This window comes from Enterococcus sp. (assembly GCF_032555305.1).
In the GTDB taxonomy this organism is placed as follows: domain Bacteria; phylum Bacillota; class Bacilli; order Lactobacillales; family Enterococcaceae; genus Enterococcus_A.
In genome coordinates, this window is sequence record NZ_JAWGOQ010000001.1 from 26,718 (window position 1) to 39,529 (window position 12,812).

The 12,812-nt window shown below is 42.0% G+C and carries 13 protein-coding genes; 4 read left to right on the plus strand and 9 right to left on the minus strand.

Features of this window, described 5'->3' with window-relative positions; genetic code table 11:
- Positions 1–39: 39 nt before the first annotated feature.
- The 3 genes from E6139_RS00135 to E6139_RS00145 form a co-directional block, all read right to left on the minus strand.
- The gene (locus E6139_RS00135; protein WP_316401008.1) at positions 40–927 is read right to left on the minus strand and encodes a YafY family protein; all 888 of its coding nucleotides are present in this window, start codon (positions 925–927) and stop codon (positions 40–42) included.
- Positions 928–1,037: 110 nt separating this feature from the next.
- Positions 1,038–1,334, minus strand: coding sequence for a hypothetical protein (locus E6139_RS00140; RefSeq protein ID WP_316401009.1), 297 nt, complete (start codon positions 1,332–1,334; stop codon positions 1,038–1,040).
- Between the two features lie 133 nt (positions 1,335–1,467).
- Positions 1,468–2,421 carry a zinc-binding dehydrogenase gene (locus E6139_RS00145; RefSeq protein ID WP_316401010.1) on the minus strand — a complete coding sequence of 318 codons (954 nt, stop codon included), beginning with the start codon at positions 2,419–2,421 and terminating at the stop codon, positions 1,468–1,470.
- Positions 2,422–2,552: 131 nt separating this feature from the next.
- Here E6139_RS00145 and E6139_RS00150 point away from each other — a divergent pair, with 131 nt between their 5' ends.
- Complete coding sequence (locus tag E6139_RS00150) at positions 2,553–2,918, plus strand: ACT domain-containing protein (RefSeq protein ID WP_316401011.1); 366 nt, start codon at positions 2,553–2,555, stop codon at positions 2,916–2,918.
- A 220-nt stretch (positions 2,919–3,138) separates the two neighbouring features.
- On the plus strand, positions 3,139–3,426 hold the full coding sequence (locus E6139_RS00155; RefSeq protein WP_316401012.1) for a YtxH domain-containing protein: 288 nt from the start codon (positions 3,139–3,141) through the stop codon (positions 3,424–3,426).
- A gap of 43 nt (positions 3,427–3,469) precedes the next feature.
- Here E6139_RS00155 and E6139_RS00160 read toward each other — a convergent pair whose 3' ends face one another.
- Positions 3,470–3,973 carry a signal peptidase I gene (locus tag E6139_RS00160; protein ID WP_316401013.1) on the minus strand — a complete coding sequence of 168 codons (504 nt, stop codon included), beginning with the start codon at positions 3,971–3,973 and terminating at the stop codon, positions 3,470–3,472.
- 338 nt (positions 3,974–4,311) lie between these two features.
- Between E6139_RS00160 and E6139_RS00165 the strand changes: the two genes are divergently transcribed.
- Complete coding sequence (locus E6139_RS00165; protein WP_316401014.1) at positions 4,312–5,853, plus strand: MFS transporter; 1,542 nt, start codon at positions 4,312–4,314, stop codon at positions 5,851–5,853.
- 45 nt (positions 5,854–5,898) lie between these two features.
- Here the strand turns inward: E6139_RS00165 and E6139_RS00170 are convergent, their stop codons facing one another.
- From E6139_RS00170 to E6139_RS00180, 3 genes are read right to left on the minus strand one after another with little or no spacing between them, the layout of a single operon-like run.
- Positions 5,899–6,894 (minus strand): sugar kinase, encoded by a 996-nt coding sequence (locus E6139_RS00170; RefSeq protein ID WP_316401015.1) that lies wholly within the window; start codon positions 6,892–6,894, stop codon positions 5,899–5,901.
- Complete coding sequence (locus E6139_RS00175; RefSeq protein WP_316401016.1) at positions 6,887–7,540, minus strand: bifunctional 2-keto-4-hydroxyglutarate aldolase/2-keto-3-deoxy-6-phosphogluconate aldolase; 654 nt, start codon at positions 7,538–7,540, stop codon at positions 6,887–6,889. The genes E6139_RS00170 and E6139_RS00175 overlap by 8 nt, the downstream gene beginning before the upstream one ends.
- 14 nt (positions 7,541–7,554) lie before the next feature.
- A complete protein-coding gene (locus tag E6139_RS00180) occupies positions 7,555–9,384 on the minus strand; it encodes a glucose PTS transporter subunit IIA (protein WP_316401017.1) in 1,830 nt (609 codons plus the stop codon).
- Between the two features lie 276 nt (positions 9,385–9,660).
- On the opposite strand from E6139_RS00180, the gene E6139_RS00185 reads away from it, so the two are divergent.
- On the plus strand, positions 9,661–10,860 hold the full coding sequence (locus E6139_RS00185; protein WP_316401018.1) for an enolase C-terminal domain-like protein: 1,200 nt from the start codon (positions 9,661–9,663) through the stop codon (positions 10,858–10,860).
- Between the two features lie 69 nt (positions 10,861–10,929).
- Here E6139_RS00185 and E6139_RS00190 read toward each other — a convergent pair whose 3' ends face one another.
- Complete coding sequence (locus E6139_RS00190; protein ID WP_316401019.1) at positions 10,930–11,637, minus strand: GntR family transcriptional regulator; 708 nt, start codon at positions 11,635–11,637, stop codon at positions 10,930–10,932.
- Between the two features lie 159 nt (positions 11,638–11,796).
- Complete coding sequence (locus E6139_RS00195; RefSeq protein WP_316401020.1) at positions 11,797–12,804, minus strand: lipoate--protein ligase; 1,008 nt, start codon at positions 12,802–12,804, stop codon at positions 11,797–11,799.
- Positions 12,805–12,812: the final 8 nt, after the last annotated feature.

The window sequence follows — 12,812 nt, forward strand, 5'->3', positions numbered from 1 at the left end:
TTCATTATAGCGAGTGAACCCTGTCAGCCCGTGTCAGGTTTAGTAAATTGTTTTTAGTTGATCGATTTTTTTGATCAATTCGTTTCGCACAGTCTCAGGGGACAGGACTTCCACTTGTCCGCCGAAGGAAAGGAGAAAGCTATATAGACTATCATTCATCGGATATTTTTGTGAAACGAGTAAACGGCCATCTGCTGCCTGTTCAACCCGATCATAATTTTCGTAAACCCGGTACGCCATTTCAGGAACAAAGGCTAGCTGAACCAATTGCTTATCAGCAGAATAAATCTTTTCCGACTGGAGCACCTTCTCTGGCGCTGCCCGTTCGAAATGTTCTGTTGTCAGCTGCAGGTCTTTGATTCGTTTCAACTTAAACAGCCGATTTGCCTGCCTCTCACAGCAATAAGCATACAGATACCATTCTCTTGCTTTAAAAATCAGCTTCAGCGGCTCAACTTTGCGATCAGAGCCTGGTTTTTCTCGGCTAAAATAATAAAAGCGAATACGTGTCTTTTGAAAGATTGCTTTTTGCAGAATTTGGAATAGCTCTTCATTTTGCGGATGCCAATCTGAGAAATCGATCTCGATCCAGTTAGTCGTCTGCTTCTGAAAGACGCTGCCTAATTTTTTTAACAGCGCTTGATTACTTTTTTCATCCACTCCGCTTAATCCTTGCAAAGCTGTCAATATCTGCTGCTGTTCCTCCTCTGAAATCAGTGATCGATTCAAGACAAAATTTTCCGGCAGAAAAATCCCGCCACCTTTTCCTTGCGTCGTGTACACAGGAATGCCCGCGGCACTCAAAATATCTATATCGCGATAAATCGTTCGAATCGAAACCTCAAATTTCTCTGCCAGCTCCGGTGCTGTGGTACTCCCCTTATCCATCAAATAATAAACCATCTGGAATAAACGATATTCCGCCACTGTATTCACCTCCATCATTAGTATAGCATCGTAAACCAGTAAACACGTGTCAGGTTATAAAAAAGCCCTTCTTCACTGATACATATGTGAAGAAGGACAAGCGAATAAGTCTATCTATTAATAAAAGCTAAGACGAAACAGATGACTGATATGCCGACACACGCATACCCAGAATATCTTCCTAACTTAAGTTCAAAAGCTATATATGCCTCACCCTTTGAACTAATCAAGTTAGCCAGAAAATAGTACTTTTTAAAAAGAATCAAGACTGATGCCACACCTGAGACTATTCCGAAGATCAAAAGTTCATAAAAAAATTGTATGAAGCCCGTGTAGTTAAGTACGATTGGAACAATTATAGCTAATGCAAAAAGATACTTAATGATCGCCTGTTTTGCTTTACTCATCCAAACATTCCCCCTAAAACTACTACTTTTTCTTTAATGATAAAGAACGTTGAATTACTTTTCAATAGATTTCGACCCAGCTCCCAGCTAAAAACACCACATGAAAGAGCATGTGGTGTTTGCTTGATGAGCTTTATGGTTTCAACAATACTTTCCCGATACTCTTTCCAGTTTCCAAATACTCATGAGCCTGTTTGCCTTCTGAGAGAGAAAAGATGGTTGGTTCGCTGATTTGAATCTGTCCTTTAGTGAAATAGCTGAATAAGCGTTCACTGCGAGTCTTTCGTTCATCATAGCTGATCAAGTAATCCCATAAATCTCCGGTCAAAAGGCTTTTCGATTCAGACATCAACGCAACCGGATCAATCTTTATTGGATCACCGCCAGCCATACCGAAGAAGACGACTTTGCCCCGATGCTTGATCAAGTCCAAGCTTTGCTGAAGGGTCAACCCGACGCCATCATAAGCAGTCGCAAATTGTCCTTCAATCGTTTCGACCCAAGCATTTTCTCGGCTTGGATAAACTTCCTTCACACCATGGGACAGCGCCAATGCCCTTTTTTCTGCTGATGAAGCGGAACCGTAGACTTCAATGCCATCTGCAACAAGCATTTGCGAAAGTATTTGTCCGACACCGCCACTAATGCCTGTGATGAATACTTTTTCATCAGGATGATTTTTTCCAAGATCATGGGCAAGGAAATCGGCAGTCATTCCCTGCAGACCGATACTTGCAGCTAGTTTGCTGTCGATACCGGCTGGTAATTGAATTGCTTGATCGCTGGGGACTGCTACATATTCAGCATTTGCGAATGGGACATCGACAAACAAGACAGTCTCTCCGACTTTTTGCTTTGTCACATCGGCTCCGATTTCTACCACCACTCCCGCGCCTTCGTAGCCATTGATATATGGGGCATGTTTTTCAATGTGGTACTCGCCGCGCCGGCGATAGATATCTGCGAAATTCAACCCGATATACGCCACTTTTACTAATACATCATTTTTTCCGATCTTTGGTTGAGGTAGTTCGCCGTATTGCAGAACTTCGCTGCCGCCAAATTGTTCAAAGTACAAAGCTTTCATTCCTAAAATCCCCCTTTGCTGATTTTCTCAAATATACTATGGAGTCTTTTTTTCAGCAAAAAATCAGATTGCATTCCTACAACACCTCTGCTAAATTTAAATGACTATGTGCCAATGAGAGGAGCTTTTCAATGAAATTAGTAACTTTACCATTAGAATTATCCATCTATCAGGTCGCTGACCTAAAGATGGTGGATCTGACACAGCAGCCGCTTTTTATTGGTGTGACGGATGAAGAAACGTCGATCGTTTCCGCAACGGACAAGGTGCCTACTGACACGATCGAGCGAGAAGATGGCTGGAAAGGCTTCAAGATCGAGGGTGTATTGGATTTTAGTTTAGTCGGGATTCTAGCCAAAATTTCATCCTTGCTGGCTGACGCAGGCATCAGTATTTTTGCCATCTCAACCTACAACACCGATTATATCTTAATCAAAGCCAATAAATATGATGCTGCCGTGACGACCTTGCAAGAAGCCGGATATACTGTCGCTTAAATCTATCTAAAAGAGCCCTTTGCAGGCTCTTTTTTCATCTATTTGTCATTCTTTTTATTATTCCAGCCTTTTTTCCGAGAAGAAGATACGACTTTGGTAGGACGAAACGCTTACGTCTTTCTCTTATTATGAGAGTGTAGTAATAAATCGGAAAATAAAAAAAGTATTTTTGAAATTAGCGGATTTAGCCAGAGGCAGAATAAACCAGGAGGTATAGGAAATGAAAAGAAATCGTTTAGATGTTACTGTATTAGTATTAGGACTTGTTTGTATTGGAATGATCACGGTCAATCGCTACATTCTTCGCCCTATTTGGAAGAGCGAGTTTCGAACAGAGATGCGAGAAGTGAAAAAGGAGATTCAAGAGGATTTAGACGACAGCAAAGATGAAATAAAAGAAGCTTCTAAAGAAGTCAAAAAAGAGTTGAAAGAAACTCGTCAGGAAGTAAAAGAAGACATGAAAAATACCCAAGATGAAGTGAAAGATGAGTTGAAGCTTTCCTATTAGATAGATAACTGCTAAAAAGACCTCTCTTGGTAAAGGTCTTTTTTTATTCGACTTGCTGGCGAAATTTCTGCTTCAGTCCTGTATGCAAAAATAAAGTAGATAAGGTCATCAGAATAGCACTGATGAATAGTGCGCTTTTTAAAATATTCATTACTTTTGCATCGGCAAGAACTCCTATGTAGGGTAGATAAAAATGAGGTCGCCCAATCAAATTCCGTTTATGGACCAATCCCATCTCGGCTTTATCGGAGTTATCCCCCTTGACAAAATAGCCATCGATTTTATTATCTACTGCTAATACGCGCCGTGTTTTGATGGCCTTCCCTTGGTTCTCATAATAAGTGATTGTATCGCCGACATGGATGGGATCCATCACATCCTTCACAAAAACTAAACCACCCTGATGATATTCTGGAGCCATTTTATTGTCCGAAATCACATATGGCGTGACATCCAGCACCTTTGGAATAACAATTGTCAGTATTGCTAGCAGAAATAAAGAAAAAATTGATATCGCATATACAATCGTTATTTTTTTATTCTTCATCGCCCTCTTCTACCTCCCTAGAAAAAGAAAAAAATCTTATCTCCATCATATCACATTAATCAAAAAAATCGAATTTTTAGTTGTTAATTGAATAAAAAATTGAATTAATTTTGACAGATTTTCTCAATATGTTACTATTATTGTAGATTATATTGCTAATTATTTTCTTTTTTTGAATGAAAGGGTGTTATTCCATCATTGCTAATCTAGCCGACAAACAACTGTCTCACTTGCGGACAAAAGCAAGCTATCTATTAATAATAGCTGTTATTTTAATTATCGTTTCAGTTAGTATATTCACAGTTAACAATGAAATTAAAAAAACGAATATTTCTGAATTGAAAGATCGTTGGACCTTTATCGTAAAAGACCATTCCGATCATTATATTTTTGGTAAAACGGAGCAGCGATTGAAAAATGTTCAGCCAAATAATGCGCTGATTATGCAGCAACAGCTGGAAATGCCCCTCAAGGATCCTCAGCTGGTCGTTCGAACCAATCACCAATGGGTCTCGGTCTTTATGGGAGAAAAGCTTATTTACAAATACGGTGCTGCTGCAAACCACAGTGAACCAGGCCTGCTGCAAACGACAATTCGCCTGCCACAGGATTATCAGCAGCATAAATTGAGGATCGTCACGAAGACTCCGTATGAATACTACGCTGGAATTCCCGCTCAAGTTTTTATTGGTGAAGGCGCGGAGGTCAGCCGCTATTTTATTCTCCGTTCTTTGCCGCAATTTTTACTTTTGATTCTTTGCTCCACCTTAATCGTTCTCTTGCTGGTCCTGCTCTTTTTAAGACCAAAAAGATCGAAAAGGCAATTTATCTCCGCACTGTTGTTGATTGGCTTCACGGTTTTGGTGGGATTACAGTCGATCGTCCTAAATGTTCCTGCTGGTACATTATTTGGTCCAAAAACCTTGTCGATTATTTACAATCTGACGGCTATTCTGATTCCTGTCTTTTTAACCAACTACTATTTACTGCGGGCAAAAAAATATCAGCATTATTATCTTTATGGAGTTGCTTCACAGGTTTTTCTTTTAGTCGTTGGTTTACTTTGCATCGCCGCCGGCAAATTATCCTTACCTATCGCGATGCAGATTTTCAGCGGGTTCAACGTCTTCATGACCCTGTTTACCTCAGCGGTCGCTTTGGCGGAGTCTGCTGATCATAATCGCTTTTACACCATTTGTTCACCGGGAATCATCATGGCTGCCTTTATCCACTGTTTCTTTTATATCCAGCTGTTTGCTGGAGCAGCTAACTTAACAACGGATTGGCCCTTGATCCTGTTCAGTGGATTGATGATCCTAATCTCCGGTTATCAGTTTGAAGAAGATATTACGTTTATCCAACATTACCGAGCGAAACAGCAGGAAAATACTCAACGATCGATTGTAATCAGAGAAAAACAGCATAATTTACTAACGACCTTCACGTTGCTGGCTGAAAAGGAAGCCTATAGCAACAATCAAATACCTGCATTAACGCATCTGCTTCAAGAGATGCAGGCTTACTATCAAAAAGAATTTCGCAAACAAGCCAAATTTTTCTCCTGTCAATTGCTTGTTGAACAGGAAACAGTCATGTTAGTTGAAGAAAACATCGCTTTATTAATCCAGCTGTTCGAGAAATTTCTGAATGATCCAAATTTTGGCAGCATCGATATTTCCATCAAGCAGGAGCACACACAGTTGATTATCGAAAGCAGTACGAGTGCCTTCACGCGCCATACCTTCGATGAAGCAGTCGCGACAACGGCTCCCATCGATCACCATCCGGAACTAGAACAGGCAGTCAAACGTTCGAATGGTGAATGGCATTGGCAAAACAAGGAAAAGCAACAATATTTTAAAATTACTTTGGATATATAAAAAAAGGAAGCAATCCTATGAATGATTAGGATTGTTTCCTTTTTACTAACGTTTAATTGCTGCACTATTACTTTTGCTGAATTGCAGCACTTCGGATTCATTGAATTGATTGCAATCACCTTTTACTGAATGCTTCAAAACAGCAGCGGCTGTCGCAAATTCAATTACTTCTTCTGGGGAGAAGCCTTTGAGCAGACCATGTAGCGTTCCCCCAGAGAAAGCATCACCACCGCCAATCCGATCAATAATCGGATCAATCAGATGATTCTTGGAAGTATAGCACGAACCATTGAGCCATAGCGTTCCCTGCAATTCATTGATACAAGTCGAATGAACGATTCGATTCGTTGAATAAAAGGCTTCGATGTTAGGAAACAGCTCTTGCATTTTTTGATAATAATAAGTAATATCCGTGCCTGCTTCTGGAATGCCTAATAGATGAATCGCGTCCAACTTTCCTGCCGAACAGTAATCAACAAGCGGCAGGACTTTTTTCAAAAAGTTAGCGGCTTCAGATTGGCTCCACAGATTTTGCCGATAGTTACAGTCGAAGCTCACTTTGCAGCCTGCACTTTTAGCCGCTCGGATCAATTCTAGTGTGAGCGTCTGCCACTGTGGTGAAAGCGCCGGAGTGATGCCGGATACATGGAAAAGATCAGTCTTGTTGAACAATGTTGCCAGTTCCCATTCAGGCTCGGTCATCCTCGCAAACACAGAATCTTGTCTGTCATAAATCACCGAAGTTGCTCGCTGACTGGTTCCCTGCTCCACAAAATACGTGCCTAATCTGCCATCTGCTTTCAATAAATAATCCGTTGCTACCCCGTAACTTCTCAAATGCTGTTCCGCGGCTTGTCCGAAACCATTCTCCGCTACTTTACTAACAAATTGCACTTGGTGTCCGTAATTGGCAAGGGAGACAGCGACATTAGCCTCGCCGCCTCCGTAAAACACTTCTAGCTGCTGTGTTTGCTGCAGCCGAACACCGGCTTCAGCAGATAGTCGCAGCATGATTTCTCCTAAACAAACAACCTTAGGCATTTGCTCCTCCTCGAATCTCTACAAGCTTAGCTGCATACTGTTGTGCGATTTCGGTTACCTTTGTGAAATCACCTGTTGCTGCTGGAGCTAGTAGATTACCACCAACACCGACCGCTACGACACCTGCGTCAAACCAAGTCTGCATATTTTCAAGACTCACACCGCCGGTCGGCATCAGGTTGATATGAGGCAGTGGTGCTTTGACAGCCGAAACCATACTTGGTCCGCTAACACTGCCTGGAAATAATTTGATAATATCTGCTCCGCTTCTTAGTGCTCGCTGCATCTCAGTAATCGTCATACAACCTGGCAGGTACGGAACCTGATATAAATTACACAGTTCTGCTGTCTCCTGATCAAAGCTCGGGCTGACAACAAACTCCGCACCAGCCATGATTGCTAATCGAGCTGTCACCGCATCCAGTACTGTTCCAGCGCCGATTACTACATCCTGACCTTGATAGCCTTCAACCAATTCTTGGATCGCAGCTTGAGCATTCGGCACGGTAAAGGTTACCTCGATCCCTTTCAATCCACCAGTGATGATCGCTTGGCTAGCCTTCACTGCCTCGACCGAATCTTTTCCGCGAACCACTGCAATCACACCGGCTTTTTCTAAACGTGACAAGATTTCCATTCGTTTCATCTGTTCCTAATCTCCTAACCGTTCAACAATGCACGTTCTAAAACGACACCTGCTTGATGCTGTCCTTCTAAGTCTTTCTCACCAGAGAATTTCAAGATTCGATCCATATTGGTAATGACCACAATGATCATCGTTTCTTTTCCTTGGCTGTGAATAAACTCAAGATCCATTTGCGCAATTTTGGTGTCCGCACTTACTTTGTCGCCTACTTTAACAGATACTTCGAAGCCTTTTCCGTCCAACGATACGGTGTCGATTCCCATGTGAACCAAGACCTCCACTCCATTACCTGTTTTGATTCCGATTGCGTGCTTCGATGGGAAAACCGTCGTCACAGTTCCGCTAACCGGAGCATAAACAGCACCATCTACTGAATTGATCGCAAAGCCGTCACCCATCATTTTGCTTGAGAAGACTTCATCAGGCACATCTTCTAAAGGAATATAATTGCCTTTTGCTACAGCATGCAACGCTACTTCATTGCTCAGCTCATCTGCGTCTGCTTGTTCAGCAGGAACCATCATATAGGTGATAACGAATGAAGAGATCAGAGCAATCAAGATACCTAATACTGCGAAGATGAAGTATTGGCCGATATAAGCTGGCAAGCTGAAAATACTTGATAAAATATAGCCGTAGATCCGAACACCAAAGAAACTGATAAATGCTGAAGCAACTGAACTGCCGACTGTTGCCGCAATAAACGCTTTTTTGTATTTCGATAAAATCCCAAATAATGCAGGCTCTGTAATGCCTAACAGACCAGAAACAGCTGAAGACAAAACAAGTGATTTATCTTCTTTTGATTTTACTTTTGTATAGATTGCCGCTGTTGCACCAGTGATCGCCATGTTCGCCATGAACATCATCGGCATCAACATGTCATATCCTTGATTGGCAAAATTCTGTAAGGCGATCGGTGTCATCGCATGATGCAATCCAGTAAAGATCGCAATTGGACGAATCGCTCCAACGACCACTCCCGCTAATACTGGTGAGATTGAGAACAACCAAGCAACTCCTGCCGCTAGCAAGTTTCCTAAATGAATACTGATGGGACCAATGACGGTCAACGTAACTAAACCAGCAACGAATAATGAAATCGTTGGGGTAAAGACCGTTCGTAAGACCTGCGGCAATACCTTATCTACCCAACGGTAAATATAGCTTAAAGCCAACACTGCGAAGATGATCGGAATAACCGTGCCCGCATAGTTGAAGACCGGAACAGGTATCACACCAAATAACTTGAAGGCTGAGACCGAGCCTTCTGCTACCGCGTTGGTCATGGTTGGAAATTGCAGCGTTGCTGCGATAGCGACGGCTAAATATTGATTCGTTTTAAAGATACGCGCAGCCGATGCCGCTACGAAGAACGGCAAGAATGTAAATACACCGCTGGCGATCATATCGATGATCAGGTACGTGTCTGTTTGGTTGGAGATCACATTTAAAGCGACCAACCCAGCCATCAAACCTTTGATCATTCCAGCACCGGCGATCGCTGGCACGATCGGACCAAAGACTCCTGAGACAGTATCCATGAATAAGGATACGGCTCCTTTTTTCTCCGTATCACCTTGTTGACTGTTTTCATCAAGACCCAGCTCTTTTGCGATTGGAGCGAAGTAATCTGCCACATCGGTTCCAATGACCACCTGCAGCTGATCGCTTTGATATTTCGTCCCGACGACCTTTGTTATCTTTTCCAGTGCTGCATAATCAACCTGCTTCTCATCCTTCAAATTGAAACGCAGCCTGGTCATACAATGCCAAGCATTATTGATATTATCCGCACCGCCAACATTTTTAATGATTTGTTTCGCTACATCCTCGTGCTTCACTTTTTCTTCCTCCTTATTCTTCGAAACACCTTAAAAACGTGTTTCCGTTTTCACACACATAGTAGCATGCTCGACAAAACTTGTAAAACCAGTCCTTTTTTATAAAATAATATTATTAAGCCCGTTGTATCAACATTTCTTAAGTAGATATTTAAAAATTGGACTGTTTTTACATGCTTTTACTCCTTTTTTTTAGACCAAATTGACAGCCCTATCATTGGCGTGTTTCAATGAATGTGCAAATGAAACATATCTATGTACATTGGAGTGAAAAACATGACACCTACTATCATTACGGATATAAAAAGCTTCGCTATCAAACCTGATCGCCACAATTTGTTGGTGGTAAAGGTAGAAACGAATAAAGGTATCTCCGGCGTCGGCTGCGGAACCTTCCAATTTCGTCCATTAGCTGTTCAAACAGTCGTAGAAGAATATTTAAAACCATTACTTATCGGGAGAGATGCAAATCAAATAGAAGACATTTGGCAAGTGATGAACGTCAATTCCTATTGGCGCAATGGTCCGATCACCAACAATGCAATCTCAGGGGTCGACATGGCACTGTGGGATATCAAGGGCAAGCTTGCTGATATGCCCCTTTATCAATTATTAGGCGGCAAAGCTCGAACCGCTATCCCAGCCTATACTCATGCGGTGGCAGATGACCTAGAGGACCTTTATAGCGAAATCGAGAAATTTCTAGCAGAAGGCTACCGCTACATTCGCTGCCAATTAGGCTTTTATGGTGGGAATCCCAGCAATCTGGAAACACCTGAAAATCCAATGGAAGGCTCTTACTTTGACCAAGAGGATTATATGCAGACGACATTAAAAATGTTCGAAAGCATTCAAAACAAATATGGCAGCCGCTTCCAAATGCTCCATGATGTCCATGAGCGTCTGCATCCAAACCAAGCGATCAAATTTGCCAAAGCAGCGGAAAAATATAATCTCTTCTTTTTAGAGGATATCCTACCGCCCAACCAAAATGAATGGCTGGCTCAACTGCGCAGCCAATCGGTAACACCGATCGCGACTGGCGAGCTGTTCAATAACCCAATGGAGTGGAAGGAATTAGTACGTAATCGTCAAATCGATTACATGCGTGCCCATGTCTCACAAATCGGTGGGATCACTCCCGCTTTAAAATTGGCTCATTACTGTGAGGCGATGGGTATCCGAATCGCTTGGCACACCCCATCGGATATCACGCCGGTTGGTTTAGCAGTGAATACTCATTTGAACATTCATCTCCACAATGCTGCGATCCAAGAAAATATCGATGTGCCTGAAAATACTCAAAAAGTCTTTGGTAACATCCCAGCGCCAGAAAAAGGCTTCTTCTATCCAATTGAAGAAAGTGGCATTGGTGTAACCTTCGATGAAGAACTAGCAGCAGAATATCCGGTTGTCTACCGTACCCATGAGTGGACCCAAAGCCGGACACCAGATGGAACGATCGTGACACCATAAGAAAAATTAACGACCTACACTTCAGCATAAAACTGAGGTGTAGGTCATTTTTCGCATAGATTAAACCTATTAGTCAATCCGTGATCGATGAATCTCACGGTCAAAGGGACGAATATAGGTGACCGAATAGTCGATAGCGACAATACTGCTATATTCAAAAACTTGTCCATCTTCCAAAATAGCGCGATTCGTAATCTGCATCGCAGGAGTCCCGCGCTTACACAGAAGCAGCTTTGACTGCTCCTTAGATGTAGTGATTGGATCATAGCTGGTGATGTAATGGGAAATCCGAAAGCCCTTCTGCTCGACATAATTTTGAATCGAGTGCTCCACGACTTCCTGTGAAAGATCCGGGAACATCGAGACCGGCAGTTTCGATATTTCTAATTGTTCAATCTTATAATTAACGATTCGAATCCGCTCAAAGGTCCAGACTTCTTCGCCTTGATTGATTTGAAAAATTTTTTGCTCGTCTAAAGTGGCGGGGGCCTTTTTCAACTCAATCATCTTTGAATCAATCCGGTCATAGGGCGTGCGCGTCAACGAATTAAAGATCAGCGGATTCTTCACCCATTTTTCATGGACAAAAATTCCCGATCCCTGAACAACCCGCACGATCCCGATTTCTTCTAGATTTTTAACCGCTTGCTGGATTGTAAAACGAGAAACCCCATAAATTTCGGCTAATTTCCGTTGATTCGGCAATTTTCCATCATTGAATTCTTCTTGATAGATTTTACTTAATAGGTCTTGGACGATGAATTCACGCTTTTTCATAGTAACTCCTTTGTCTGATTATTTCTATACCCTATCTTAACAAAAGAACCTGAAATTAACAGTCCGCTTTTGACTATTGAAGGCTATCTCGTAATGCGACAATCATTTTCGAAAAATGCGAAAAAAACGATCTCCCCGTCTAGGAAAGATCGCTGATTTTTAATAGATTAATGATAAGAAATCTTCTTTGCTGATATTCCCAAAGTAATGGGTCAGATCAATTTGATCGATGCTGTCCTCCAAAGCTTGTTTCTCATAGCGCGTACCGATCAGTTGATTCTCAACATCCTTGATTTCGCCTAACCCGAAGAAATCGCCGAAGACTTTGGCTTTTTCGATCTTGCCGTCAGCCACATCCAGACGGACTTCGATCGAGCCAATCGGGAAACGTTTTTGCCGTTCTAAGTTAAATTCTGGTGAACGACCATAATTCCAATCCCAGTTCCTATAGTATTCATCTGAGATTTGATTGATGGCTTTCCAATCTTCCTCATTCAACTCATGGGTCTTCACTTGATCGACACTGTCGACACCAAAAATTTGTAATAAAATCGCTTGGCGGAATTCTTCTGTTGTCATAGCTTGTTTATCAGCTGGTAAATAATCTTTGATATTCGTCACACGAGAACGAATCGATTTGATGCCCTTTGATTCGATCTTATCTTTTTTGACTTTTAAGGCATTCACAACTTCATCGATATCGCTATCAAACATCAACGTACCGTGAGCGAACATCCGACCATTTGTCGAATACATCGCATTACCGGAGAATTTCTTGTCGTCGATCACTAGGTCATTACGCCCTTTTAATTGTGCGCCTTCGATCCCCAGCTTGTGCAATGCCTCAACAATAGGTTCCGTCAATTTTTTGAAATCTCTAAAGGAGTTGCCATCATCCGGCATAATGAAGCTAAAGTTCAAATTTCCAAGATCGTGATATACGGCGCCTCCGCCACTTAAGCGACGAACGACATGAATGCCTTTTTCGTCCACATACTCTTTATTGATCTCTTCGATCGTATTTTGATTGCGACCGATAATGATGGATGGTTCATTGATGTAGAAAAGCAAGATTGGTTCATCTAATGGCATATTCTGCAACAGATAAGTCTCGATGGCAAGGTTTACTCGCGGATCACGTTCTTTGTCATTTGGTACGTATAGCATGTTTCCAG